Annotated in this window: 28 protein-coding genes and 1 pseudogene; 14 read left to right on the top strand and 15 right to left on the bottom strand. The window is 43.3% G+C overall.

Annotation, left to right across the window (positions count from 1 at the left end; genetic code table 11):
* The first annotated feature begins 152 nt into the window (after nucleotides 1-152).
* Entirely contained in the window at nucleotides 153-776 is a 624-nt protein-coding gene (locus NT010_04085) for a site-2 protease family protein (GenBank protein ID MCX5805236.1), read from the top strand.
* A gap of 14 nt (nucleotides 777-790) precedes the next feature.
* Here the strand turns inward: NT010_04085 and NT010_04090 are convergent, their stop codons facing one another.
* Nucleotides 791-1,081 (bottom strand): hypothetical protein, encoded by a 291-nt coding sequence (locus NT010_04090; protein ID MCX5805237.1) that lies wholly within the window; start codon nucleotides 1,079-1,081, stop codon nucleotides 791-793.
* A gap of 140 nt (nucleotides 1,082-1,221) precedes the next feature.
* Here NT010_04090 and NT010_04095 point away from each other — a divergent pair, with 140 nt between their 5' ends.
* From NT010_04095 to dnaJ, 4 genes are all read left to right on the top strand, one after another.
* Nucleotides 1,222-3,579 (top strand): GAF domain-containing protein, encoded by a 2,358-nt coding sequence (locus NT010_04095; protein MCX5805238.1) that lies wholly within the window; start codon nucleotides 1,222-1,224, stop codon nucleotides 3,577-3,579.
* 95 nt (nucleotides 3,580-3,674) lie between these two features.
* Nucleotides 3,675-4,715, top strand: a complete 1,041-nt coding sequence (gene hrcA / locus NT010_04100) for a heat-inducible transcriptional repressor HrcA (GenBank protein MCX5805239.1) — start codon at nucleotides 3,675-3,677, stop codon at nucleotides 4,713-4,715.
* Between the two features lie 8 nt (nucleotides 4,716-4,723).
* A complete protein-coding gene (gene grpE / locus NT010_04105; protein ID MCX5805240.1) occupies nucleotides 4,724-5,296 on the top strand; it encodes a nucleotide exchange factor GrpE in 573 nt (190 codons plus the stop codon).
* A gap of 14 nt (nucleotides 5,297-5,310) precedes the next feature.
* Entirely contained in the window at nucleotides 5,311-6,414 is a 1,104-nt protein-coding gene (gene dnaJ, locus NT010_04110; GenBank protein ID MCX5805241.1) for a molecular chaperone DnaJ, read from the top strand.
* Nucleotides 6,415-6,444: 30 nt separating this feature from the next.
* Here dnaJ and NT010_04115 read toward each other — a convergent pair whose 3' ends face one another.
* The 11 genes from NT010_04115 to NT010_04165 form a co-directional block, all read right to left on the bottom strand.
* Entirely contained in the window at nucleotides 6,445-7,263 is an 819-nt protein-coding gene (locus NT010_04115) for an ABC transporter substrate-binding protein (GenBank protein MCX5805242.1), read from the bottom strand.
* A 41-nt stretch (nucleotides 7,264-7,304) separates the two neighbouring features.
* The gene (locus NT010_04120; protein MCX5805243.1) at nucleotides 7,305-7,994 is read right to left on the bottom strand and encodes an ABC transporter ATP-binding protein; all 690 of its coding nucleotides are present in this window, start codon (nucleotides 7,992-7,994) and stop codon (nucleotides 7,305-7,307) included.
* The gene (locus NT010_04125) at nucleotides 7,982-8,731 is read right to left on the bottom strand and encodes an ABC transporter ATP-binding protein (protein ID MCX5805244.1); all 750 of its coding nucleotides are present in this window, start codon (nucleotides 8,729-8,731) and stop codon (nucleotides 7,982-7,984) included. Before NT010_04125 ends, NT010_04120 begins: the two co-directional genes overlap by 13 nt.
* A 3-nt stretch (nucleotides 8,732-8,734) precedes the next feature.
* Nucleotides 8,735-9,691, bottom strand: coding sequence for a branched-chain amino acid ABC transporter permease (locus NT010_04130; GenBank protein ID MCX5805245.1), 957 nt, complete (start codon nucleotides 9,689-9,691; stop codon nucleotides 8,735-8,737).
* Nucleotides 9,692-9,704: 13 nt separating this feature from the next.
* Complete coding sequence (locus NT010_04135) at nucleotides 9,705-10,604, bottom strand: branched-chain amino acid ABC transporter permease (protein ID MCX5805246.1); 900 nt, start codon at nucleotides 10,602-10,604, stop codon at nucleotides 9,705-9,707.
* A 65-nt stretch (nucleotides 10,605-10,669) separates the two neighbouring features.
* The gene (locus NT010_04140; protein MCX5805247.1) at nucleotides 10,670-11,887 is read right to left on the bottom strand and encodes an ABC transporter substrate-binding protein; all 1,218 of its coding nucleotides are present in this window, start codon (nucleotides 11,885-11,887) and stop codon (nucleotides 10,670-10,672) included.
* A gap of 378 nt (nucleotides 11,888-12,265) precedes the next feature.
* Nucleotides 12,266-12,979 (bottom strand): ABC transporter ATP-binding protein, encoded by a 714-nt coding sequence (locus tag NT010_04145; protein ID MCX5805248.1) that lies wholly within the window; start codon nucleotides 12,977-12,979, stop codon nucleotides 12,266-12,268.
* Nucleotides 12,976-14,169, bottom strand: a complete 1,194-nt coding sequence (locus tag NT010_04150; GenBank protein MCX5805249.1) for an ABC transporter permease — start codon at nucleotides 14,167-14,169, stop codon at nucleotides 12,976-12,978. Before NT010_04150 ends, NT010_04145 begins: the two co-directional genes overlap by 4 nt.
* Nucleotides 14,170-14,814 carry a hypothetical protein gene (locus NT010_04155; protein ID MCX5805250.1) on the bottom strand — a complete coding sequence of 215 codons (645 nt, stop codon included), beginning with the start codon at nucleotides 14,812-14,814 and terminating at the stop codon, nucleotides 14,170-14,172.
* Between the two features lie 23 nt (nucleotides 14,815-14,837).
* Nucleotides 14,838-15,869, bottom strand: coding sequence for a hypothetical protein (locus NT010_04160; GenBank protein MCX5805251.1), 1,032 nt, complete (start codon nucleotides 15,867-15,869; stop codon nucleotides 14,838-14,840).
* Nucleotides 15,826-16,272: a hypothetical protein gene (locus tag NT010_04165; GenBank protein ID MCX5805252.1), complete on the bottom strand. Its 447-nt coding sequence runs from the start codon at nucleotides 16,270-16,272 to the stop codon at nucleotides 15,826-15,828. Before NT010_04165 ends, NT010_04160 begins: the two co-directional genes overlap by 44 nt.
* Before the next feature lie 145 nt (nucleotides 16,273-16,417).
* Between NT010_04165 and NT010_04170 the strand changes: the two genes are divergently transcribed.
* From NT010_04170 to NT010_04185, 4 genes and pseudogenes are all read left to right on the top strand, one after another.
* Nucleotides 16,418-16,576 (top strand): hypothetical protein, encoded by a 159-nt coding sequence (locus tag NT010_04170; protein ID MCX5805253.1) that lies wholly within the window; start codon nucleotides 16,418-16,420, stop codon nucleotides 16,574-16,576.
* 145 nt (nucleotides 16,577-16,721) lie between these two features.
* A complete protein-coding gene (locus NT010_04175; protein ID MCX5805254.1) occupies nucleotides 16,722-17,168 on the top strand; it encodes an RrF2 family transcriptional regulator in 447 nt (148 codons plus the stop codon).
* Between the two features lie 54 nt (nucleotides 17,169-17,222).
* Nucleotides 17,223-17,372, top strand: a pseudogene (locus NT010_04180) (PLP-dependent transferase).
* 50 nt (nucleotides 17,373-17,422) lie between these two features.
* Nucleotides 17,423-17,680, top strand: a complete 258-nt coding sequence (locus tag NT010_04185; GenBank protein MCX5805255.1) for a hypothetical protein — start codon at nucleotides 17,423-17,425, stop codon at nucleotides 17,678-17,680.
* Nucleotides 17,681-17,727: 47 nt separating this feature from the next.
* On the opposite strand, the gene cysK is transcribed toward NT010_04185, so the two are convergent.
* From cysK to pcnB, 3 genes are all read right to left on the bottom strand, one after another.
* The gene (gene cysK, locus NT010_04190) at nucleotides 17,728-18,651 is read right to left on the bottom strand and encodes a cysteine synthase A (protein ID MCX5805256.1); all 924 of its coding nucleotides are present in this window, start codon (nucleotides 18,649-18,651) and stop codon (nucleotides 17,728-17,730) included.
* Nucleotides 18,652-19,127: 476 nt separating this feature from the next.
* Entirely contained in the window at nucleotides 19,128-19,397 is a 270-nt protein-coding gene (locus tag NT010_04195) for a DUF2934 domain-containing protein (GenBank protein ID MCX5805257.1), read from the bottom strand.
* Between the two features lie 252 nt (nucleotides 19,398-19,649).
* Nucleotides 19,650-20,990, bottom strand: a complete 1,341-nt coding sequence (gene pcnB, locus NT010_04200) for a polynucleotide adenylyltransferase PcnB (protein MCX5805258.1) — start codon at nucleotides 20,988-20,990, stop codon at nucleotides 19,650-19,652.
* Between the two features lie 254 nt (nucleotides 20,991-21,244).
* On the opposite strand from pcnB, the gene NT010_04205 reads away from it, so the two are divergent.
* From NT010_04205 to NT010_04225, 5 genes are all read left to right on the top strand, one after another.
* Nucleotides 21,245-22,261 (top strand): DctP family TRAP transporter solute-binding subunit, encoded by a 1,017-nt coding sequence (locus NT010_04205; GenBank protein MCX5805259.1) that lies wholly within the window; start codon nucleotides 21,245-21,247, stop codon nucleotides 22,259-22,261.
* Between the two features lie 111 nt (nucleotides 22,262-22,372).
* Entirely contained in the window at nucleotides 22,373-22,879 is a 507-nt protein-coding gene (locus NT010_04210; protein ID MCX5805260.1) for a TRAP transporter small permease, read from the top strand.
* Nucleotides 22,880-24,163 (top strand): TRAP transporter large permease subunit, encoded by a 1,284-nt coding sequence (locus NT010_04215; GenBank protein ID MCX5805261.1) that lies wholly within the window; start codon nucleotides 22,880-22,882, stop codon nucleotides 24,161-24,163. It abuts the gene before it with no gap.
* A gap of 60 nt (nucleotides 24,164-24,223) precedes the next feature.
* Nucleotides 24,224-24,547 (top strand): hypothetical protein, encoded by a 324-nt coding sequence (locus tag NT010_04220; GenBank protein MCX5805262.1) that lies wholly within the window; start codon nucleotides 24,224-24,226, stop codon nucleotides 24,545-24,547.
* Nucleotides 24,548-24,643: 96 nt separating this feature from the next.
* Complete coding sequence (locus NT010_04225; protein MCX5805263.1) at nucleotides 24,644-24,790, top strand: hypothetical protein; 147 nt, start codon at nucleotides 24,644-24,646, stop codon at nucleotides 24,788-24,790.
* Nucleotides 24,791-25,073 lie beyond the last annotated feature (283 nt).

Here is a 25,073-nt window from a genome sequence, read left to right on the forward strand (position 1 = left end):
TGAACTTCCTGACTCAATTATGTGCCATCCCCTGATAAAAATCAATTTTTTTATAAATAGGCATAGTTGTGAGATACATTTAAGGCGTTGACCCGAATAAAGTTTGCATTGAATTTAAGTTAAGCCTGTGTGATACTTATAAGCAATAGCCTATGGGACTCATTGACCTCTTCTTTAAAAATCCTTTTTACTTTTTGTTGCTGGCCATACCCCTGCTGTACTCGATAATCCTTCATGAGCTTGCCCACGGATGGGTAGCCAATAAGATGGGCGATCCCACTGCAAAAATGCTCGGGAGACTTAGCCTGAACCCGATAAGGCACATTGATCCTATCGGCACAGTGATGCTCTTTGTCTTCGGATTTGGATGGGCGAAACCAGTACCGGTAAATTTTGAAAATTTTCGTGATTTTCGTAAAGGGCTTATATTCGTTTCTGCCGCAGGGATTGTGGCAAACATTATCCTTGCTTTTATCTCCCTTCTCCTTCTGCGGATTTTAGCTCCTTCACCTTTCGGAGCTCTTTCAACCGTGCTTTATAACTTTGCCAATATCAATATCATGCTTGCATCCTTTAATTTAATCCCCATTCCTCCACTTGACGGATCAAAAATCCTTATGGGTTTTGTATCAAGAAGATTTCAGTACACGCTCGCAAGCATAGAACCTTATGGCATGTTCATCATTATCGGGCTATTGTGGCTCAACATCCTAACCCCCCTGATTGTCTTTTTCAGATGGGCAATACTGGCAATAATAGGTCTGTTTATACCATAGTATTGGTTTAAAGCCTACGGCCTTTTCCCGTAATTTTCCGCCAGATAACCTTTTATGATCTTCGCCTCCTCATCAGTGATCTTTGCACCGCGAGATTTTATCATACGCATGACGGTCTTTTCCCATTCCGCAGGGGTCTTATTTTTTGATGTCGTTTTTTCAAGCTTGTGGCAAACACTGCACTTACTTTCAAAAATGGTCCTGGCATCCTTCACATTAATCTTTGTTTCGTTGGCACTATAAACAGGCATACCGGATACTGCCAGAAAAATAATCCCTGAAATACTCGTTGCAATCTTTTTCATAATCTGTGCCTCCCTGACTATAGTGCTGCTGACTTGTCCACACATATCTATCTTAATTGATAGACACACTATTTTCAATAAGATATAATGTTAAGCTACATAATTTTAACAGATTCAAATTACATTTTACAGGCTCATTCATGAAAAAAGACCTTGATATAGTAAATAAATTTTTGGAGCGCAGGCTCCAGCAGGCAGATGTACAAAACATATTGAGCACCCTTGACATCTCAACCCGTGAGGGATTCCTTGCGAAAATTACCGATGTGCTTGTAAAGCTTACAGCGCTTCTTGAAGTATCGAAAAAAGTTTCCGACAGCCTTGAACTCGATATCCTTCTTGACCGGATGATAGCTATTACTACCGAGGCAATAAACACAGACCGCGGCACGCTTTTTCTGAACGATAAAAACACGGAAGAACTTTTTTCAAGGATCGCTCAGGGTAATTTAAAAAACGAAATCAGATTTCCCAATCATCTTGGTATCGCAGGTGCTGTTTTTAAAAGCGGCGAAGGCATTATTATAAACGATGCCTACGCAGATCCGAGATTCAATAAAGAGGTAGACAAGAAAACCGGTTACAGGACAAAAAATATCCTTTGTGCCCCGATTAAGACCAAGCACAATGAGATCATAGGTGTTATCCAGCTTCTCAACAAGCATGACGGGGATTTTTGGGAAGATGATCTGGCTCTTTTAGAGGCCATTACATCCCAGGCATCTGCTGCCCTCCAGAATGCACAGCTTTTCGACGCAGTACAAAAAGCCAAAGCCGAGGAAAAACAGTTACTTGATATAACATCGGCAATCTCGTCAGAGCTTCATCTACAACCATTGCTTATCAAAATAATGGAAACAACAACGGACATCCTGAATGCAGACCGAAGTACTCTTTTTTTACACGACGGAAAGACAAACGAATTATGGTCGCAGGTTGCGCAGGGTCTTGAAATGAAAGAAATACGTTTTCCAAGCCACCTCGGCATCGCAGGCTCGGTATTCACTACAGGCAAAACAATAAATATACCTGATGCCTACGCAGACCCGAGATTCAATAAAGAGGTAGACAAAAAAACCGGATACACAACCAGATCAGTCCTGTGCATGCCTGTTAATAACAAGGCAGGGGAAACCCTCGGTGTTGTACAGGTTTTGAATAAAAAAACAGGGCCTTTCACAAGGACAGATGAGAACCGTCTCAGGGCCTTTTCTGCACAGGCATCCATTTCCATAGAAAATGCAAAGCTTTTCGATGATGTCCTGAACATGAAAAATTATAACGAGAGTATGCTTGAAAGCTTAAGCAACGGGGTAATTACACTTGATGTGGAAAAACGTATTGTTAAGTGTAATTCGGCTGCCCTGAGAATCTTAAACACGAAAGCCTCGAATATTATAGATAAAACTGCTGATGAATTTTTCTCCGACAACAATAAGTGGATTATAGAACATATTGATAGCCTCGTAAAAACCGGAAAACCCTATCTTGCCATGGACGCAGAGATGTTTCTTGCCAATGGCAATCCGGCATCAATAAATCTTATGATCGTCCCCCTCGTCAACATCAAGCAAGTACATATAGGATCGATGCTTATACTGGAAGACATCACAAAAGAGAAGCGCGTAAAAAGCACCATGGCGCGCTATATGACAAAAGAAGTTGCAGATAAGCTGCTTGAAACAGGCGACAACATTTTAGGCGGAAACGCTCAGGTTGCAACAATCCTTTTTTCTGATATAAGGAGTTTTACAACAATTTCTGAAAAACTCGGCGCTAACGAAACTGTGGGCATGCTTAATGAATACTTCACAAGGATGGTCGACATTATCTTCAATTATGGAGGCATCCTGGATAAATATATAGGAGACGCCATTATGGCTGTTTTCGGGACCCCTTTCACATGCCCCGACGATGCAGACCACTCAGTTAAGGCAGCGATCGATATGTTAAGGGCTCTGAGGAAATTGAATAACGAAAGGGCGGTAGCGGGCAAGATAGATATTGACATAGGGATCGGCATTAATACTGATGAGGTTATCGCAGGCAACATCGGCAGCCTGAAAAGAATGGACTATACCGTTATAGGCGACGGGGTCAATCTTGCTTCGCGGCTCGAAGGAGCTACCAAATATTACGGGACAAGAATTCTCATCAGTGAATTCACTTTCAGGCAACTCAAAGACGCTTACACTTACAGGGAGGTAGATAAGATAAGAGTTAAAGGAAAGCTGAAACCTGTTACCGTCTATGGCATAATGGATTATCATGATGATGAATCTTTCCAAAACATGGGAGATGTTGTTAAAGTATACAATGAGGGCATTACATGTTACCGTGAGTGCAGATGGGAAGACAGCATCGACAGGTTCAGAGAAGCTCTTTCATTAAACAAAAACGATAAGCTGTCCGGATTTTATCTTGAGCGCTGTCAGCATTTTGTCAAACACCCGCCCGACAAAGAATGGGACGGCGTCTGGGTAATGAAGGAAAAATAAAATGGGATGTGTGTATCGGTTGCATTTGCCGATAGATTTCATTTCTTGACAAAGGTGATATATATAATTAACTTATTCTATTCTATAAGAAGGTTATGATGGAAGTTCTGACCGAGAGAGAAAGAAAGGTACTTGTTTTAATAATTGAGGGTTATATTAACACTGCAGAGCCCATAGGTTCCAAAACAATATCAAATGCAAAGTCGATCATGGGCAGATGGGGTTCTGCTACGGTCAGAAATACCATGGCAGATCTTGAAAGGCTTGGGCTTTTATTTAAACCCCATGCTGTCGCCGGCAGGATCCCTACACATAAGGCGTTCCGTTATTATCTGGACAGCCTGGATATTCCGGTCTATCCCGGCAAAAGGGCGCTGCATACCCTTGACATCATGCTCAGATCCCGATATCCATATGTGGAAGGCATAATGGAAGATGCTTCCAGAGCCCTTGCTTCATTATCAAAACATACCGGCATTGTAGTTGAGCCAAGTGTAAATACAATGCTTTTTAAAGAAATAGAGTTTGTAAAATTAACAAACAACACCGTTTTAACAGTCTTTGTCACCTCATCGGGTACTGTTCATACAAGGCTCGTTGAAACAGATGAAACACTGGATACTGATACCCTTAACAAAATGAAGGGGTATATGAACGGAAAATTCGGTGGCATACCTTTCTATGCCCTGAAAAACGGAATACTTGAGGATATTGAAAAGGATAAGACAATATTCAATCAACTCCTCAAAAAGGTAAACGATACTCTTGAAACCATTATCGATGGCGAGGACAAGAGGGAGGTCTATCTTGACGGTGTTTCAAAGATTATAGGCGTTCCGGAATTTCTGGATATGGATAAGCTTAAAGAGCTTTTTAAGGCGCTTGAGAGAAAGGAAAAGCTGTTGCACCTTCTCGACAAATGCATGAAAGAAGAAGGCATCCACGTCATCATGGGAGATGAGAGCGACATTAAAGAATTAAGGGATATGAGTATTATAACATCAACATATAAGATCGGGGGAAAAAGCTACGGCATTCTTGGAGTCATAGGCCCTGTAAGGATGAACTATTCAAAGATTATCCCCATCGTTGATTATACGGCAAAAACAGTTACAGATATTTTAAAAATCATGTGAGGAACAAAATGGATCAAAAGGACGAAAAAGATATAAACCATAAAGCGGGGGAAGATAAAGGGACACACGAAGAGCCTAAAAAAAAGAAGAAAAAGGACGAGATCGTTGACGAACTTAATAACGTCCTCCAGGAAAAAGAAGAGGTGATCAAAACACTTCAGGAAAAACTACTCTATCTTCAGGCAGATTTTGATAATTTCAAAAAGCTTAAAATAAAAGAAAAACAGGACACTTTAAAATTCGGCAATGAAGTTCTCATAAAAGAATTACTCCCTGTTCTGGACAATCTTGAGCGGGCTCTTGATCATTCATCCAAAACCAAAGATTTTCAAGGTATTCATGAAGGGGTAAAGATTGTTTTCAATGAATTCCTGAAGGTACTTGAAAGGGCAGGCGTTGAGAGAGTTGATGCCCTTGGTAAAAAATTTGACCCTAACTTTCATGAAGCCTTTTTCCAGGAAGAAAAGGAGAATGTCGAGCCCGACACAGTTGTATCGGAAATGCAAAAAGGTTATATGCTGAACGGGAGACTCATAAGGCCTTCCATGGTTACAATTTCAAAAAAGCCTGAAATACAATAATAAAAAGGAAATACATGAAAAAAGATTATTACGAGATACTCTGTGTTTCGAGAAATGTCACAGATGAAGAACTAAAAAAGGCATACAGAAAACTCGCCTTAAAACACCATCCCGACAGGAACCCGGGCAACAAAGAGGCTGAGGACATGTTTAAGGAGATTAATGAGGCATATGAGGTGCTCAGCAACCCTGAAAAGAAATTGAGGTATGAGAGATTTGGTTCGGCAGATGATTCAGGCACTGTTTTTGATTTCGGATTCGGAGGAAATTTTGACAATGTTTTCAATGATCTTTTCAGCGACTTTTTCGGATCAACAAGGCAGCGACAGCGAACTCAAAAAGGCGATGACCTTCGGTACAACCTTGAAATAGAGTTTGAAGAAGCTGTGTTCGGGGTTGAGAAGGAACTTGAGATTCCCAAAAACGAACGTTGTCCGTCATGTAATGGCTCAAGGATTGAACCCGGACATCAGCCGGTTGGTTGCAGACATTGCGGGGGAAGAGGACAGGTAAGACAAAGTCATGGTTTTTTTACAATAAACCGGACATGCGAGTATTGCAACGGCGAAGGCTATATCATCAAAGACCCCTGTAAAACATGCAGGGGCAAGGGGCAGATTAAAACAAAAAAGAAAGTGAAGATAAAAATACCGCCCGGCGTTGATACAGGTTCACGTTTAAGGGTCAGGGGCGAAGGCATGCAGGGATATGCTGACACCCATCCCGGTGATCTGTATGTGGTTTTAAATGTCAAAGAACATCCTATATTCGAAAGACAAGGTGACGACATTATTGTACGTATCGATGTAAGCTTCCCGCTTTTGTGTCTCGGAGGCGATATATTGTTACCCACCCTCGAAGGGGACATAAAGATCAACATTTCTCCCGGAACACAGCCGGAAAAAATATTCAGGATGAAAGGGCTCGGTGTGACAAAATCTAACGGGTATGGAAAGGGCGATGAACTTGTCTATTTAAAGATTGTAATACCCGCAACACTTACAGAAAAACAGAAATTCCTGATAGAAGGGCTTTCGCAAGAATTTACCCAGGATATCGGGGGTTCGGACAGAGGCTTCAAGGACAAATTCAGACAATTTTTTGAGCGAAAAGAATAAATCTCCACGAACAAGGCGGATTGGTATAAACTACTTTCCCGCCGTAATTTTGAAACTTCCTCTCTTCATAGGTGTTTTGGAGTTTGGTCCGAACCATTTATTGAAAATCTTCTTTGCCTCGCCATTTTTCTCCATATCAAGGAGAGTCTTATTTACAAATTCAAGGAGTTTCTTCTCGCCTTTTCCAATGCCAAATCCATACAATTCATCAGCGATCCGGATATCGGGAATCTCAAACCGTTCCTTATCCGGTATTTCATTGAGTAAATTTACCAAAATCGGCTCATCAGTCGTTATGGCAAAGATATTGTCCTGCCGAAGTGCTAGAAGCGCCTGCGGATAATCATCAAAATACAGGACCTTTGCCCCTGGAAGCATCTTATTGACGCTCTGCCCTGAGGTAGAACCCTTTGCCGTTCCGATCTTCTTGTTGTTAAGGTCGGCAAGTTTCTTCATCGTTCCTTTTTTTACAATAAACTTTTGGCCGGTAAAAAAATATGTATAACTGAAATCAATCTGTTCAGTACGCTCTGCAGTCTTTGACATTGTTGCGGCTATAATATCAATATCGCCTCTATTGAGATACAATATGCGGTTTTCGGGTCTAACGGGCTGAAGTTGGAGCTTCACGCCAAGCTTATTTGCAATTGTCCTGATAAAATCAATATCATAGCCGACAATCTCTCCGGTTTTTTCATCGATGGAACCAAACCCCGGTGCAAATTCCCTGACGCCCGCTATAAGTACACCTTTTTTCTTAACCTCCTCCAATGTGTCGGCTGCGAGCAATGTTGTGCATAAGCCGGAAATAAATATCAACACTAAAATAAATGGTTTGATTTTTTTCATGAGCATTTATCCTTTGAACAATTATTGGTTGTTATAGATTATTATACCATAAGATATTTCTTTTTTACCTCTTCGTTCGTTTCAAGCTCATCAACGGTACCTTCAAAGCGAATCCTTCCGTTATCAATAACATAAACTCTTGAGATCATCTTAAGAGCGGATTTAATATTCTGCTCGGAGAGTAAAATGCTGATACCGGCATCTCTGAGTTTCAATATCTGCTCTTCAAGGTCACGTACAATCAGGGGCGCCAGCCCTTCTGTCGGTTCATCAAGAAGGAGGAGTTCCGGGCTTCCCATAAGGGCCCTTGCGATAGTCAGCATCTGTTGCTCCCCGCCGCTTAGGTTCCCTGCCCTGCGCGATTGTATTTCGCCAAGCGCAGGGAACAGATCGTATATTCTCTTTTTATTCCATCCTTCTGTACGGCGATGAACAATTTCAAGATTATCATCTACGGAAAGGTCTGCAAAAACTCTTCTGTCGTCAGGCACGTACCCGATGCCCTTCCTGAAGAGAAGATATGGCTTTTCCCCGGTAATATTCTCGTTATTGAAATGAATTTTGCCTTCTTTGGGCGGCGTCAGACCCATGATGCTCTTCATGGTTGTGCTCTTCCCTGCACCGTTTCTTCCGAGAAGGCCAACCGCCTCACCCTTTGCAACAGTGAGACTGACATCGAATAATATATGACTTAAGCCATAATATGTATGGATTTTTTTTACATTAAGCACGCGTCGCTCCTGCCAAGGTAGGCGTCCTGAACCGCCTGATTGCACCTCACATCTTCGCAGCACCCCTGTATAATGGTTGCGCCTCGCACCATCACCATGATCCGGTTGGCAATAGCAAATACAAGTTCCATGTCATGTTCACAGAAGAGGATTGTCAAACCCAGTTTTTCCGATAGGTGCCTTACTAAGTCTATGCAACGCGCTGTCTCTTCGGGGGACATTCCTGCAGTAGGTTCGTCAAGGATCAGAAACTCCGGGTCGCCGCCCAGGGCAATAGCAATCTCAAGGACTTTCCTGTCGCCGTGAGAAAGTAGAGCGCTTGTATGGTGCCGCTTTTTGACAAGCCCTACGTTCTCCAGGATCTCATTTGTTTCGTTAATAACCAGTTTTTTTGACGGGGTAAAAAAGTTGTGGGTCTTTTTCGTCTTGGCCAGTACTGCAACCTGGACATTTTCAAAGACATTTAGTCTCTGGAATACATTTACTACCTGAAATGAACGTGCTATGTGCTTTCTGCAAATTTCATAAGGGGGAAGTCCTGTAATGTCTTCGCCTTTAAAAATAACCTGTCCGCTGTCAGGCTTCAGGATTCCGGTAATAAGGTTAAAAAGGGTCGTCTTGCCGGCGCCGTTCGGGCCGATCACTGCGACAATCTCGCCCTTTTTTACATGAAGATTTGCATTACTGACTGCCTTAAATCCATCAAATGTCTTTATTAATGCCTTGACTTCCAGCACCGGCTACTCCTTAATCACAGGTTCAATCATTTTTTTATTCATTTTTTCTTCAATATATCCAAGAACCCCCGTGGGAAGATAGAAGATCGCAAACACCATAATTATGCCGAGCACAAGGGCCCAATAAACGGTGTATGTACTCACAAATGTTCTCAGTGCAATAATGATGGCAGCGCCGAGCATAGGGCCCAGGAAGGTAAACCAGCCGCCGAGCAGACACATGATAACTGCTTCAAGGGACAGTGTCCAGAAAAGCATGTCAGGGAATACCGTATTATCTACAACAACAAAAAGTGCACCCGCTACCCCTGCAAAGAAACCCGCTATGGTAAGCGCCATCACCTGGTGGCGCCTTACATTAATCCCGATCATCTCGCTTCTTATGGGATTGTCCCTGATACCCTGGAGAGCACTGCCAAAGGGTGATTTTATCATTCTGTACATAACAAAAAGGCACAGAAGGGTAACAACAAGGGTAAAATAGTATGCATTACCGTAGGATGAAATTATATCCGGCATAGTGATCCCGTGTATCCCGTCATCGCCTCCGGTAAAAGAATACCAGCGGTAAACAATAACCCATACGAGAGATCCGAGAGAGATCTGGAGCATCCCGAAATAGAGTTTTGAGAGCCTTACGCAGATAATTCCCATAATCAGACCCAATAAGGCAGATACGAATGGACCGACAATGAAGCTGATCCAGAGAGGAAATCCTCCTTTTGTTAACATGAGTGCCGTCCCGTAAGCACCGGCCCCGTAAAAAACACAATGGTGAAACTGGAATACCCCTCCGTAGCCAAGAACGAAGTTAAGGCTCGTTGCAAGCAATCCTGTAAGGAGGATAATGGATGCCATATACACATAAAACCGGGGCATAATTAATGGGAGGAAAAAAAGAAAAACGAGAAGCACGATGCCGGCAATGCGGCTCCTTCCTCCCAACATGTCTTTTATCATAACCAGCTCCTTGTCACCATGTTGACTTGAGAAGCCCTGTGGGCCTGAACAATAATACAATAATTACTGCAAGATAGGGAAATATAATGCCGAATTGTGGCCAGATAAGGATACCGAGAGACTGTGATAGACCAAAAATAAGTGCGCCCAGGAGGGCGCCCCAGATATTGCCCAGTCCGCCAATAATAACGATGAGGAACGCCTCCATAATGAGCGTATGATCCATGCCTAACGTTACGCTCACTGTCGGTGCAACAAGGGCTCCGCCCAGGCCTGCCAGAAGACAACCTATCATGAACACAACAGCGAAGACCCAGCTGACATTGATGCCCACTGCCCCGACCATTTCCCTGTCTACTGCGGCTGCTCGTGCAATCTTGCCTATTTTCGTCTTATTCACTATCAGCCAGAGTATAACCGCAACAACAGGGCCGACAATCAGAAGGAACATGTTGTACAGTGGGAAGGGTATGCCCCCGAAGAGCGGTACAAACCCCTGAAACATATGGGGCACCGGCACAGATTTATACTCAGCACCCCACACGAGTTTAACAAGATCGCCAAAAACAAGGGAACAAGCAAAAGTGAGCAAAAGGAGCATCAGATGCTCCCGCTCGTAAAGAAACTGGAAAAGACCGCGTTCCACGATAAGACTCAATACTGCAACCGCCACAGGAACCAAAACAAGGGCCATCCAGAACCCTGTGGCTCCGCCACCGAAAACCTTTGCAATCGTAAAAGACATAAAGGCGCCTATCATGTAAAGAGATCCGTGGGCAACATTGGGTATCCTGAGCACGCCCAGAATAAGGCTCATGCCGGAAGAAACGATGAAAAGGATCGTCGTCCTGCTTAAACCAACAAATATCTGATTTAAGACCTGAGGCGGTACTACGGCATATATGAAATCCAATCACTACCCCCGCTATTTCTATTACTGGAACACCCGCAAGCTGTTGAGAGCTTGCGGGTAGGAATTTATTTCTTGCGAAGCTTCAGAACCTCCTCGCATGTAGGCATATAATCATTTGGAGACACTATCTGATTATTCCCGGATACAAGAAAATCGTATTTCGGGTCCTTCTTTGTCACACCAAAATATGTCGGGAGCTCAAGCTGATGATCACATGCCCTTATTGATAAGGGTCCGATCGGACTGTCAAGCTTTAAACCTTCAAGAGCCTTTATCAATGCCTCATTGTCTATCTTCCCTGCCTTTTTAAAACCCTCTGCAATAAACTGGGCAGTCATGTATCCAACAAAGGCGCTTGATTTCGGGTATCTTTTGTAGGTTTTCATAAATTCTTCAGCAAAAGCCTTGTTCGCAGGTGATTCAGGGAAGTAGAAAAGATAGTGGGAAGTTCCATAAACACCCTCAGGCGCTTCCTTGCCCTGGGACAGAAGGGTTCCGAGTTCTGTGGCCGTATGTTGATAGAAGGGTATCTTCTGGCTTAATCCGGTTGCCTTTGCTGCCTTCTGGAAATTAACCATACTGGAGCCGCCGGTTGCAACGATGATAAAGTCGGGCTTAGCCCCCATAATCTGTGTAATATAAGGGGTAAAATCGGCTTCTCCTAATTTCCACCATGATTTCCCTATCAACTGTACTTTTGGATTCAGTTTCTGCAGATTGTTCCAGACAGCATCTGCAATAGCATGTCCATATTCGTAATCATCGCCGCAAATCCAGTATTTTACAAAGGGTTTTTTCGCAAGGGCAACTGCTGCTGCCCGGCCCGCCATCTCTGTATTTTCGTTCATGTTAAATACGTAGCGATGTCCTGCCTCACCGATGATTTTTTCGCTTTTCGCGTAAGTGACGAAAAAAGGTATCTTCTCTTTTCTTGCAAAATCAGAGACCGCCAGAGCTGTACCGCTGTTTATTGTCCCCACGAGAATATCCACCTTTTCTTTCATGACAAGCTCTTTGGCCATTGCCAAACCGATGTCCGGTTTAAACTTCTCGTCACGTGTGGCATATTCTATCTTCTTCCCGAGCACGCCGCCTTTGGCGTTTATCTTATTAACGGCAAGCACAAAACCGTCGAGCACATCCTGTGTATAGGTTGTCGCGGGCCCAGAATAAGTGTCTACTATGCCTACCTTTATCGTATCAGCCGAAAATGCCGGTGAAAATAAGCCAAAAAGACCAAGGATGAACATAAAACACATAGAAACATAGAATGCTTTTCTCATTTCATACCCCCTTAATTTATTTAATGCTTTGGTATAGAAATTTATAAAACAAAGCGCTCTGGTAATCAACAAAAACTTGTATCTATATTTCTATTTTCATAAAACAGACTGTATTAAGGCGGTTTTTTGCCAATAAGGAAAGTTTCCCCGAAGTGGACGATATTATTGCAGGAGAGTTGAGGCGGTTTTTCGCCTTCTTGACATAAAACCTGATGAATACGCGGTGATCGTCACAAGGGGGCATGCCCATGACGAATTTATACTGGAAGAGATCTTGAAAAAACCGTGCAGGTATCCGCATTTCCGAAAGGCGCAACGATAGAGATAGATATGGTTGCATGTAAATAAAAGTCTTTACTTTACAGATGAAGGTGGTTCTTACAGGGTATTGCTCTGAGCCTTAACCTCAATTTCACTGATCTGGCCATCTCTCATTTCGAGCATCCGGTCTGCGTAGCGGGCCAGTTCCTGATTGTGTGTCACCATGATAACTGTCAGGCCTTCACTTCGGCTGAGTCCCTGAAGAACCTTCACGATCTCTTCTGACCTTTTTGTATCAAGGTTCCCTGTCGGTTCGTCGGCAAGGAGTATTTTCGGTTTATTCACCATGGCCCTTGCTATTGCCACTCTCTGCATTTCACCGCCAGAGATCTGTCCCGGGAGATGGTCCTTCCGGTGGTCTATACCAAGAAGTGCCATCAGTTTTTCCGTCTCCTTTTCCGTGCCCGGCTTGCGGTAAAATGTAAGGGGAAGCATCACGTTTTCCGCGACGCTTAAGGTCGGGATGAGATAGAAATTCTGAAAAATATATCCGAATGTTTCCCTTCTTATTTTTGTCAATTCACGTTCGGAAAGGCGTTTTTTATTACCGAAAATTGACCGGCCATCGAGGTATAGCTCTCCTGACGTGGGATTATCGAGACAACCGAGAAGGTTGATCAGTGTCGTTTTGCCGGACCCTGAAGGCCCAATGATGGAAACAAAATCCCCGGCGTTGATCCGGAAAGAGACATTATTCACGGAAATTACTTCTTCAACTCCGCGGGAATATATCCTGGTAAGATTTATTGCTTCTATCACGTTCTGGCTCATCTGCCCGCCTCCCCTCTGATCGCTTCCAAAGGCCTGATCCTTCCTGCCCTCCATGCGGGATAAATACCGCTTAAGAGTCCGATACAAAGGATTCCAATCAGAGTGATTAAGATAAGCTTCAGATCAATGAGTACGAGACCGCCTCCAGGGGCGTAAGGCAGGATACGGCGCATTACAATGTCTGTTACCCTTGAAAGCGTAAGGGCAAAGACAATGCCGAGGACACCGCCTACAGCACAAAGCATGAGGGTTTCCATCCAGATCAGTTTAAATATGTCCCAGGGCATGGCGCCGATGGTTTTTAGAATGCCGATCTCCTGGAATCTTTCCCAGACTGACGTGAGGATTGTGTTTACCACCCCGACCATGGCAATCATAATAGCAATAATTGCTATGGAGAGAACCATCACCTTTGCTGTGGAAATCAGCTTCATAATGGTGTCTTTCACCTGTGCCAGACTCACTATCTGGACATCAGGGAGCTTATATAGCTTTTCTTCGAGGCGTCCGCTGTCAACACCCTTTTTCAATTTGATGCCTATGGTAGTAATTTCGTTAGGTTTGTTAAATATCTTCTGCAGTGTATTTAGGGGTACAAAGACTGTTCCGTCATCCTGTGTGCCTGTTCTGTCAAGTATGCCCACTACCTTGAACTGGACGTTCTTTTCCGGCATAAGGATCATATCGCCCACTTCGCGCTGTTCAAGTTCGGCCGCCTCAAAACCCATGACAGCCTCATGGCTGTTTGTATCAGTAAACCACTTGCCCTGTCTGAATTTGAGAAAGGGTTTCATTTCGGCAAAGCTTTTGGGTTCCACGCCGAAGTATCCGGCTATGCCGCCGTTTGCACCTTTATTCGGATCAAATACCGCTGACATAAGGATCGGCGTGATCTTCTCCACTTCAGATTCTTTCACGATGTCCTTCATGATGGACTCATCCATATAGCGCAATCCTGTTCCTCCCTTGAGCATCAGTGTAGCTGCTTCATAGGGACAGCCTTTGGCCATAATCATCAGTTGAAAACCCATGTTGTCAATATCCCTGTTGAGAGATGTCTCATAACCGCGGTTGAATCCCAGTAGGCTTACAAGGACCCATGCGGAAAGGGCGATGCCGACCATAGTCAAAAGACTCCGCACTTTTTTTCTGAAGAGATTTTTATAAGCTACCTGGAATATGGTGATCATTTATTTCGTGCCTCCTTCGGAAGATTGTACCGGTTGTACGGAAAGAACAAACTCATCCATAAGGATAAGGTTTTTTTTCGTGGCCCTGAGTGCCGCCCTGAAATCAGCCTCGGCCTCCGGTGCAGGATTCTTTATTGCATCTATCTTTCCTGAAGACTTGCCCGAAGCTACATCGTAATGGGCGAAATCTTTTAAGGTCAGGCCGACGAATTGCTTTCCGAACTTCTGATCCCGCAGCTTTCCGGCATACTGGCTCGTCATTTTTTGTATATAGAATCCCCTGATGGTTCCTTCGAGGTTCAGTACCAGGAATACCTGGATGCCCCCGAATTGGCCTTTCTGGTTTACCCCGTGGATGTAACCGATCTTCTTTTTATCAGCATAAATTTCATAGATCGTATAGGGGACATCTATGGTCTCGTAAATACCCTGGAATTTAACCCCAAGCCGTGTTTCCACTATTGTAAGGAGTTTTTCTCCTCCTTTTTTCTGAATTGAGGTGTAGATAGTCTTATACCCGGTTGATTCCGGGAAGAGTCTTGCCACATCACGGTCAGGGTCGTTCAGATCGCAGCCCACCGCGCCGAATACTGCCGTGCAACAGGTTAAAATAAGGAAAAAGGCTAAAACTATATGTTTTTTCATTGAAAAATCCTTTACTTTATTAATCATATCACCGGTATATAGAAATAAAATTGCAAAACAACGCTATTGTCGCTCCTGCTGTGGTCGTACTGATACATCATGCGGACTGTGAGATTAGACGTGACCAGACTTGAAACACAAAACGCCGCCAGCCAATTTTTATCGTCCCCGAACTTCCAATACGTCGGCTGTACCTCTATTTTGAGCCGTCCCTCGGGGTCGGCATTGAAGCCTAACCGGTACATCAGTGCATATGTGTCCTGATCAAGCCACGTTCCTGTGAGTACATCAAAACGATGTTCAAAGCGGTTCCTTAAAATTGTCAGGTCAGCCCCGGTAAGTCTCATCTCCTGAGGCTTCTGATCTCTCAGGCTGTAGCCCATGGTATCAAGCGTGTTCCCGTAACCGAGGGAAAAACCCAGGTTGAAATTATCCTGACTTAGGACACCATAGGAAATCCTGGTTGCAGCCATGGAATTGCCCTTCGTATATACTGGCATACCTGAACCAGTGGTGAGACTGGCTGAAACATCTCCCCAGGAGAAATCCTTGGAGAGCCCACCACCCCAGTCACGGTCATATCCAAAGCCCTGTACAGCAAGAGTGCGAAGCAGCAGACCGTGGCTGTCGAAGTAGGACCCGAGTCCGAAGGCAGGACGGTTATGCCCGACCCACACATAAGGCCCTGGGGTCTTCACCTTAAAATATGCGTTATATACCTGGGGCTCCCACTTTATACCGTTTGCCCCGTCCAACCCGTTGATAGTCAAAGCAGCGCGAGCCTGGAGGGCGAAGGTGCCCCAATCTCCGGACTCGCTTGAAAATCGTTTTAAATAATCGAAGCCCACACTCGGTTTCTGCATCTCTGCATCCGGGTTCATTGAATAGTAAACCGGCTTTCTCAGTTCGGAAGAATAGCCGGCAACTCCCTGGGCTTCGAAATAGAGAAGCTGATCCGCAGCCTGGACTGTATTAGTAACAAATAAAAGAACTGCGTATGCAATGAGGATTCTAAACGTTAAAATTGTATCTACCCCTTGCGACGACTTTTCCATCTCTCATGACAGTAAGTTTAATTTCCCAATCCCCGGGCATTACGATGTTTATAGGCAGGAGGTAGTCCCCTTTCTTTGAAAGCACAAACGGCCGGTCTCCCGTTGCATGGGCGCCTCTCATGGAAGGCATATCAGATTCAGCTTTCACTTCGAAAGAGGTATCTTTCTTGCCTTCCTTTGTAAATATTTCCACCTTCATAATCACTGTGCCGAGCTTTGGCGTTTTATCAAAGCCATATATTAGATAATAGCCGTTTCCTATCTGTACTTTTTTACCTGGTTCGGGCATGGCAGGATAAGCCGATGCCACTTCAGCGGCAGCATGGGCACTTTGGTATATAAACGGTAATAATACAACCAACGAGAGAAAAATAAAAAAGATGCTTTTTTTCATATAAATCATAAAATTACCTCCCTTATAGTAAAACGGTTTAGTGATATCCTCACAATTTTCATATATAAGCACAAATGCCTATTAAGTCAAGGAAGTCTATGGGAGTATCTGCCCCTCAGATAAATCATTTAAGGGTTATGATGTAGATGGGATAATGAGCGGCATTGTGAACGACGATCGATTTTCTGGAATAGTAGGAAATTCAATACGGACAGGGCACAACGTGATTTTACTTCTAAAAATATCTTCTGAGATTCAGGCAGCTATCCAGGCAAGAAATCTCTCTGTCTCGCAGGTATATATCTCCATATGATCTGGAAGGGAAGAGAGTTTAAAAAGTAGAATTCCTTCGTTTTATTAATCAGTAATTACTTGACAAACATTTTACCTTAAAGTATATTATTCATATAATATTTGTATGATATTAAATATCATAAAGAACAAGGAGCGTAAATACTATGAAAATCTCGACAAAAGGAAGGTATGGGCTTCGGGCAATGATTGATCTTGCAACACACGGAATACCAGGAACGCCTGTGTTTCTCTCGGATATTGCGAAAAGGCAGGGCTTATCCGACAAATATCTTGAGCACATATTCGGCGCTCTCCATAAAGCAGGCCTTGTAAAGGCCATGAGAGGGAGAAACGGCGGGTACCTGCTCAGCAGACTACCTGATGAGATTACATTGAATGAAATACTCACAATCCTGGAAGGCCCTTGCAGCCTTGTCGATTGTGTGAGCGATACCAAAGCGTGTCCTAAAACGGAGATGTGCGTTACAAGAGAGATATGGACAATGCTGGGTGCCAAAATTGAAGAGGTGTTGAATGGATTTACCCTTGCAGCGCTGGCAGATAGACAGAAGGAGATAAACCAGCAGGATGTTTTTATGTACAATATCTAAATAATAGTGAGGGACTATAGAGATTAGAGTAGATAATTTAAGGAGGATCAATGCATGACTAATAGGAGATTGGAAACATCGGCAATCCATGCAGGCCAGGAAAGTCCTGATCCGGCTACCGGCGCACGGGCGGTTCCCATATACCAGACAGCTTCATATGTATTCAACAACACAGAACATGCGGCAGACCTTTTTGCCTTGAAAGCCTGCGGGTAGGCAGCAAAGTCATTGTCGGGATTCCCAACTTTGCTTATATAAAAGCCAGATTCCAGATATGCCTCACGGGAAAGGTGCCAATAACACCTTCACTTCCTTATGAATGGCACAATACACCCAATCTTCATTTCCTGAGCCTTCTTGAGTTCATTGAATACTGTAAAAAGCAGGACATTAAGATTGAAAGCGCCTATATTCTTGGGAAAAATAGAAAAGTGCCTATATTCCTGAACCTTTTTGCCGAAGTCGGCATATTTGTTCTTAAAGGAAGTGGGCAGCAGAAAATACAGACATAGTCGCGAGGTTAATTTATGACAGACAACATGCTCTTCTCTCCCTATGTCTACTGAAACAGCACAGTGCTCAGATAACGTTCGCCCGTATCCGGCATTATCACTACAATCAGCTTGCCCTTATTCTCGGCCCGCTTTCCGATCTGGAGTGCGGCAAACGTGGCAGCGCCTGATGAGATACCCACAAGAAGACCTTCTTCTTTCGCAAGTCTTCTTGCGGTATCAAGGGCTTCTTCGTTCTTTACTTTAAAGATTTCATCTATAACCTTAAGATTCAGCACATCAGGTACAAAACCGGCACCGATTCCCTGTATTTTATGTGGGCCGGGATTCCCGCCTGAAAGTACAGGAGAATCATATGGCTCTACGGCAACTGCTTTGAATGAGGGTTTACGTGCTTTGATAATTTCGGCAACACCCGTTACGGTGCCGCCGGTACCCACGCCTGCTATAAGTATATCAATTTCACCATCCGTATCCTCCCATATCTCCTCAGCGGTAGTTGCTTTGTGTATGGCAGGGTTAGCAGGATTTTTGAACTGCTGAGGGATAAATGAGTTCGGTGTCTCTTTGGCAAGCTCTTCGGCCCTGGCTATTGCGCCTTTCATGCCTTGGGCACCCGGAGTTAACACTAATTCAGCTCCATATGCCTTCAGCAGACTTCTTCTTTCAACGCTCATCGTATCGGGCATTGTGAGAATAAGCCGGTATCCCTTTGCTGCAGAGACAAAGGCAAGAGCGATCCCTGTATTGCCGGATGTGGGTTCAATAAGAACCGTATCTTTTGTGATAAGTCCCTTATCTTCCGCATCTTTGATCATTGCATAGCCTATGCGGTCTTTTACGCTCCCCGCCGGGTTAAATGATTCGATCTTTCCTACAATTTTGGCGTCAATTCCGGCAGTTATCTTGTAAAGTCTTAGAAGCGGTGTCCTTCCGATTAATTCTGTTAAATTGTTTGCAATCTTTGACATAATTGATTCCTCCTATAAAAATATTTTTCTTCTTTAAAATCCAACTTGCAATCTTTTGACTCCGTTGTTTTAAAAACTTTTTAATGTAACATCATAATCATATATATCCTATATGATTAGTATACTATAACAAGTCTGTCTTATTGTCAACACCTGCTTATATATTTTTTATTTTTTCGTAAATAAAAATTATTCTAAAAAAGCAGATACCCATTGAGACTCAAAAAAATTCATTTTTCTTTGTAAATCATGTATACGTCTGATCGGTCCGGCATGAAGATTCGCAGATGAGGATTGTACTTGAAAACAAATAAACTTCACATAATCTAATGATTATTCGAAAGATTATAATTTTGCATAATTTAAACATTTGTAAATTTACCGGGGAGAACGGTTATTTCTCCACCTTCAAATACCTGGACAAATATGAACATCCCGTATTTTAATCAAAAAACGTCATATGCATCGAGTTATTGCTATGATGTTTTTTTGATTTTTGGTTTTGCAGCAGTTTTAACTGCCATTTTTGGTTTGGCTTCGCTCTTTTTTGTTACTGCTTTTGCTGCTGCCTTTTTTTTCGGTTTTAATGCTTCCGTATTGTTTTGTCCGGTTTTATCTTTGTTTTTATATCTCGTCTTTACAATTGTCTCTGCTTCAATCCAGTGGTCAAAATGTCTTCCATGCACCATGCCTTCTCTTTCAAAAATTTCATAGGCAATCTTTTCTATTTCATCATAATAATCCATAGGCACCTCTCAAAAAATTATTGTTTGATAACAATTAAAACAGAATGAATGATTCTGTTTTAAAACTATCTCAAACTATATATATACTAACTTACGTTTTTAAGCTTTGTCTATAATTATAGATCAAATTAATTCTGGAAGGCCATTTGGAGAATTAAGATGCGGTATGTTTCTTAAGGTTTTTTTGTCTCTTGAAAGGCAGGATTTTTCTGCATTTGAATTCAGTTGAAAATGTGCAAATCCTTTCTTTGGTCAGACAACGGTCCGGCGGGGACGTCGAGGTTTGCGCCGCCTCTTTCTTCTTTTTTCAGCAGGGATTTCATCTGCGGGCTGCTCCGAAGATAATACAGGAGGGGCCGCTAAAAGGAAGGTTTCCCACCATTCCAGGTGTATTCGGTCTTCCCTTCTCATCTCCGCTATAAGACGGAGATACACCAGAGATTCTCCAAATTCAGGCCTGCTGATAATGGAGGCCGGGCGTCTTGGTGGCATTCTGTGCAGAGAAGCCTGGAGAGCAAGAATAGCTCGCAGTCGACCGCCAACCCGTCCCGGAACGGATACGGTTCTGGAGATTTCTTCCATGAAAATTGCGCATATTTCATCCAGTGCCTGATGATGGGGAATGCCGTCACAGTGGCGTACAAAGGCTGCTTTTTCCAAACCAGGGCCAAAGAGGGCTGCAAGAAAGAGCGTCGGTGATGCAGGCGTACCATTCCGATATAGTTGATCGATGTACCCGAGATTTTCTTCCAGTAACACCATGCGATGGCTGTTTCCATAAATCCAGCGACCGAGATTGGGGAAAAGGGCTGCAAGAAGACCGGCCTTCTCCAGGAGATTAAAGGTTGGTCGGGCAGACCCAAGGAGGAAGAGTTTCTGTATCTCCTCATAAAGCCTTGCCGGAGAAACACGGGAAATAATGGAAGAGATCTCACAGATACTTTCCCAGGCATTGGGTTCTATAACAAAATCATGGGATGCTGCAAACCGGACTGCACGGAGCATTCGCACGGGGTCTTCCGTAAATCGGACACGAGGGTCGCCGATGGGATTAATTAACCGTTGCCGTAGGTCGCTCAGTCCGGTGCTGTAGTCAATAACTGAAAAATTTGCGATATTGTAAGCGAGGGCGTTGATGGTAAAATCACGGCGAAGAGCATCTTCCTCCGGCGTCCCAAAAACGTTGTCCACAAGAACCATGCCGTCCTCATCCTTAATGTGGCGTGGAAGACTTTTTTTATGGCCCGCCTCTTCCATATCCAGGGTATCGGATGGAACAGCAGCCCGTCGGAATGTAGATACCTCCACAATTTCATCCCGAAAATGAAGATGTGCCAATCTGAAACGGCGACCTATGAGACGACAATTACGAAAAAGTCTTTTGATCTGGCTGGGTGTGGCATTTGTACCTATGTCAAAGTCCTTGGGTGTTCGTCCCAGGAGCAAGTCACGGACACATCCGCCCACCAGGAAAGCAATAAAACCGCGCGAATGGAGCCGGTAGAGTGTGTACAAAGCATTCGGGCTCACATGTTTTCTTGATATGCGATGCTCTTTCCGGGGAATGATTTTTGGTTCCACGCCCTTCAACATAACATAACTGCTCGAAAAAGCAAAATCATCTTGCAATAGTATAATGACATATCCGGATTAATATTTTGTCTTTAGTCTGTCAAGTTTGATAATTGAATATTTTTTACAATATGCCTCCTTTATTTTACGTCATATTTCGAGGCCGGAAGAGCTTGATAATGCCGACTATAGTTTCCGAAAGAACCTTTTTTATTTGACAACTGGTGTCTTTTGTATAAACATTATTTAAAATAATGCATCACAAGGAGTGTGCCATGTATAAAAAAATTATTTTTAGTATGCTTGTTTTGTTTTTCTTTGTGCTTGCGGCCTCATCCTTTTCGATTGTCCAGGCAAAAATCGTTGTCAAATACGGACACGTAGGGCCTCCGATCCACCCCCAGCACCATGGGGCGCTTGCTTTTGCTAAATATGTCAACGAAAAGACAAATGGAGAGATTGAGGTTCAGGTTTTCCCTCTCGGCCAGCTTGGCGGTGAGCGTTCGATGACGGAGCAGGTCCAGTCAGGAACCCTTCATATGACAGCTGTTACCGCTGGCGTACTGGCTAATTTTGTACCGGAGATGGGTATAATAGAATTACCTTTCATATATCCAAACAGAGAAACTGCATATAAGGTGCTCGACGATAAAGATATCAGGGATAGATTTTACAAATATTGTGATCCGAAAGGTTTTGTCTTTATCGGTTATACGGAAAACGAGTTCAGGGACATTACAAATTCAAAACGTGTGATTAGAAAACCGGAAGACCTCAAGGGCTTAAAGATAAGGGTTATAGAAAGTCCTTTATTTATAGATACATTCAAAGCACTGGGCACCAACCCGACACCTCTTCCATTCCCAGAAATTTACAATGCCTTGCAGCAAAAGGTGATTGACGCACAGGATAATCCCCTCTATACTTCAATTTTGATGAAGTTTACAGAGGTCAATAAGTTTGCAACCATAACAAACCATATATTGACAGAATGCCCTGTGGTCATAAACAAGAAATTCTGGAATTCTCTCACCCCGGAACAACAAAAGATATTCAGAGAAGCATCGGATGTCCAGATTAAGGTAAACAGGGACAATAATGCAAAAAACAGAGTTGAGGCTGTGGGAAAGGCAAGGGCCCAGGGGGTTGACGTCGTAATATTGACTCCCGCTGAAAGAGCAGCCTTTAAAGATGCCGTTAAGGGTGTTCACGACAAGTACAGAGGGGTCTACGGCGCTGAATGGTATGATTTTTATATCAATAAGATAGATTTTTATTCCAAAAAACATTAGACTGCGTGCAAAAAGTATTTTGTGTAATGTAAGGGCAAGAGACCGGGATAAAGCCTTTCAGATATATTCCTGTCTCCTGCCCATTTGTCCCGGCTTTTAAAACATTTCATTATGAACGATTTTATCAATAAACTAAACAAGTTCGAGGAAGGATGTGCTACCCTTGCGCTTATCGGGATAGCCTGCCTCACCTTTGTGGAAACTGCCTTAAGGTACACAATGTCTTATACGTTTCCTTGGTTCGGTGAAGTCGCGAACTATACGATCATTTTCTCAACCTATCTCGGAGCATCCATCGGCGTAAAGTATGGAGCTCATTTTTCCATGGAAGCACTGACAGAATTTTGCCCGGACAAAATAAGTCATCTTATCAAAACGGCGGCTTATTTTATTTCGGCCTTTATGGCCCTTCTTTTTGTGTATTACGGATTTGTGCACCTTATTGCATTAAAAGGATTCGGCGTAAAAAGTCCTGCAATGCAGATACCGATGTTTATACCTTACATACCGATTCCTCTTTTCTCGATAACAATGGCTTTCAGGTTTTTTGCATTGTCTTATAAGCATTTTAACAGTTTCTTAAAGGGCAAGCCATTCAGGAGGGTAAGTAAAAAATAGATGACATTGACTGTCGTTCTTTTATGCTTTTTTGCGCTCCTTGCACTCAGTATGCCTATAGCGCTTCTTCTGGCAGCAACAACATCGGTGTATCTTGTATTTATTGCCCATATTCCGCTGACATCGCTGATACAACAATTATTTAACGGGCTTGACAACTTTGTTCTTCTCGGTGTGCCTTTTTTCATACTTGCCGGTAATATCATGGCTGAGGGGGCGATTTCCGACAGACTGGTAAACGTGATGAAGCTCTTTGTGGGCAGATTTACAGGGGGGCTTGCTATGGCCTCTGTTATGGCATGCATGTTTTTTGCCGCCATTTCAGGCTCTTCCCCTGCAACAGTCATAGCAATCGGGAGCATTATGATGCCGGCCTTGATAAAAGAGGGTTATGGAGATCGTTTTTCCATCGGGCTGCTTACCTCATCCGGGTCCCTTGGCATTCTTATACCGCCGAGTATTCCGATGATTTTATATGCTCTCGTTATGAATGTCTCCGTTGCAGAGATATTCATGGCTGGGTTTCTTCCTGGTATATTTATCGGATGTTGTCTTATGGGTTATTCATATTATATGTCCTCCAAACATGCATGGCGCTCAAGCGTACGTTATACCTTTAAAGAAGGTTTGGTTATTATCAAAGACGGGATTTGGGCGCTTTTCCTGCCTGTCCTTGTGCTCGGCGGCATATACGGGGGGATTTTCACACCGACTGAAGCGGCGGCAGTATCTGTTGTATACGCTCTCTTTGTAGAGCTCTTCATATATAAAGAATTAAAGTTCAATAAGCTCTTTTCTGTATGTAAAGACGCAGCCATATTATCCGGTTGTCTCCTCTTTATCCTCTCCTGTGCTATGAGTTTTATATGGCTTTTGACGGTGGAACAGATACCTGTAAAGCTTGCAGAGGTAATCGTAGCCAATATTCAAAGTAAGTGGCTTTTTCTCCTTGCAATAAACGGCGTGCTTCTTGTTATCGGGTGCTTGATGGACATCGTTACCGCCATTATCGTTATATCCCCGATTCTTGTGGAAACCCTGAACAGGTACGATATAGACTACATACATTACGGCATTATAATGATTGTAAATATAGAATGCGGTTTTTTAACCCCTCCCTTCGGGCTTAATCTGTTTGTCTCCATGGCTATTATGAAGCGCTCGCTTATTGAAATAGGAAAGGCCGTATTCCCATTTATCCTGTTGTTTATCGGATGCTTACTTGTTATAACTTATGTGCCCAAGCTTTCTTTGCTCCTGCCGGAACTTTTTTTAAGAAGATAATATCCATTTGCCTTCAATCATTCCCTCCTGTCCGTTGTTCACGTAGGACGTGCAGCTTCGTTGCCCGGTCATCCTCTGGGTGCTATCAATGAATCCGAAACGGAAAATCTCCAGAGAGAAGACTTAAATCCCATAGATCAGGCCAATGGCATACTTGCATATATTCAGGCAAAACATCCTGATAAAAACTATAATCTGGATGGGGTGATGAGTGAAATAGTAAGTTACAATCGAAGGATCGAAGATGTATCTGATGAAATTGCGGACACAGTGTCCGCAATTTCTGAAATCGTCGGGAAGTCAACACGGACGCTGCATCACACGATATCACTTTTAAAACTGGTTCCTAAAATTCAGGATGTAATTGTCTCTCCGCTGTCGTGATTAAACCGTACCAGTGGAAAACCCCCCCTTTCACAGGGATATCTCTTTACTGCTAACCTTGGAAGTCCTGACTTTTTTACCATATTTGATGAAATAATGGAGACCCCTGTAGCGAAACCTGAACTTCAGACATTCCTTGATGAACTGCGGGTCTTAGTCTCATTCATAGAAAAGCATGTTGAAACAGCCCCGGAGATTGTATTGGTTAAACAACCAGGTAAAAAGCCTGTTCCGCAAGTGTGAGGATTAATGCGTGCAAGTGGCTTTGCTGTCCCTTGAAAGGCAAGGATTATCAATAGAAATGTGTCTCTTATATCATTACCGGTACGGTTGTTTATAGCACGTACAAAGCAGCAACTGCGTGGTTTCCCAGAGGCAAAGACTACGGATTGAAATGCGCCCCTTCCGCCATTAACGGGATGACCTGTCTTTCACCTACCTATACGTAACAAAATTTATTGACCGTTAGACTGCTAAGGATCATTATTTATTCTGCTTTTTCTTAAAAGAAAAGGAGGAGAAATGA

This window comes from Pseudomonadota bacterium (assembly GCA_026388275.1).
GTDB lineage: Bacteria > Desulfobacterota > Syntrophorhabdia > Syntrophorhabdales > Syntrophorhabdaceae > JAPLKB01.

What these genes read in the sequence shown, in the direction of transcription:
- NT010_04170 (MCX5805253.1), top strand. Translation starts at nt 16,418, where the DNA reads ATGAGCGGCATTGTGAACGACGATCGATTTTCTGGAATAGTAGGAAAT.
- dnaJ (MCX5805241.1), top strand. Translation starts at nt 5,311, where the DNA reads ATGAAAAAAGATTATTACGAGATACTCTGTGTTTCGAGAAATGTCACA.
- NT010_04140 (MCX5805247.1), bottom strand. Translation starts at nt 11,887, where the DNA reads ATGAGAAAAGCATTCTATGTTTCTATGTGTTTTATGTTCATCCTTGGT.
- pcnB (MCX5805258.1), bottom strand. Translation starts at nt 20,990, where the DNA reads ATGTTGAAGGGCGTGGAACCAAAAATCATTCCCCGGAAAGAGCATCGC.
- NT010_04090 (MCX5805237.1), bottom strand. Translation starts at nt 1,081, where the DNA reads ATGAAAAAGATTGCAACGAGTATTTCAGGGATTATTTTTCTGGCAGTA.
- NT010_04195 (MCX5805257.1), bottom strand. Translation starts at nt 19,397, where the DNA reads ATGGATTATTATGATGAAATAGAAAAGATTGCCTATGAAATTTTTGAA.
- NT010_04225 (MCX5805263.1), top strand. Translation starts at nt 24,644, where the DNA reads ATGGAGACCCCTGTAGCGAAACCTGAACTTCAGACATTCCTTGATGAA.
- NT010_04205 (MCX5805259.1), top strand. Translation starts at nt 21,245, where the DNA reads ATGTATAAAAAAATTATTTTTAGTATGCTTGTTTTGTTTTTCTTTGTG.
- hrcA (MCX5805239.1), top strand. Translation starts at nt 3,675, where the DNA reads ATGATGGAAGTTCTGACCGAGAGAGAAAGAAAGGTACTTGTTTTAATA.
- grpE (MCX5805240.1), top strand. Translation starts at nt 4,724, where the DNA reads ATGGATCAAAAGGACGAAAAAGATATAAACCATAAAGCGGGGGAAGAT.
- NT010_04150 (MCX5805249.1), bottom strand. Translation starts at nt 14,169, where the DNA reads ATGATCACCATATTCCAGGTAGCTTATAAAAATCTCTTCAGAAAAAAA.
- NT010_04210 (MCX5805260.1), top strand. Translation starts at nt 22,373, where the DNA reads ATGAACGATTTTATCAATAAACTAAACAAGTTCGAGGAAGGATGTGCT.
- NT010_04160 (MCX5805251.1), bottom strand. Translation starts at nt 15,869, where the DNA reads ATGGAAAAGTCGTCGCAAGGGGTAGATACAATTTTAACGTTTAGAATC.
- cysK (MCX5805256.1), bottom strand. Translation starts at nt 18,651, where the DNA reads ATGTCAAAGATTGCAAACAATTTAACAGAATTAATCGGAAGGACACCG.
- NT010_04215 (MCX5805261.1), top strand. Translation starts at nt 22,880, where the DNA reads ATGACATTGACTGTCGTTCTTTTATGCTTTTTTGCGCTCCTTGCACTC.
- NT010_04130 (MCX5805245.1), bottom strand. Translation starts at nt 9,691, where the DNA reads ATGATAAAAGACATGTTGGGAGGAAGGAGCCGCATTGCCGGCATCGTG.
- NT010_04085 (MCX5805236.1), top strand. Translation starts at nt 153, where the DNA reads ATGGGACTCATTGACCTCTTCTTTAAAAATCCTTTTTACTTTTTGTTG.
- NT010_04145 (MCX5805248.1), bottom strand. Translation starts at nt 12,979, where the DNA reads ATGAGCCAGAACGTGATAGAAGCAATAAATCTTACCAGGATATATTCC.
- NT010_04115 (MCX5805242.1), bottom strand. Translation starts at nt 7,263, where the DNA reads ATGAAAAAAATCAAACCATTTATTTTAGTGTTGATATTTATTTCCGGC.
- NT010_04095 (MCX5805238.1), top strand. Translation starts at nt 1,222, where the DNA reads ATGAAAAAAGACCTTGATATAGTAAATAAATTTTTGGAGCGCAGGCTC.
- NT010_04165 (MCX5805252.1), bottom strand. Translation starts at nt 16,272, where the DNA reads ATGATTTATATGAAAAAAAGCATCTTTTTTATTTTTCTCTCGTTGGTT.
- NT010_04175 (MCX5805254.1), top strand. Translation starts at nt 16,722, where the DNA reads ATGAAAATCTCGACAAAAGGAAGGTATGGGCTTCGGGCAATGATTGAT.
- NT010_04155 (MCX5805250.1), bottom strand. Translation starts at nt 14,814, where the DNA reads ATGAAAAAACATATAGTTTTAGCCTTTTTCCTTATTTTAACCTGTTGC.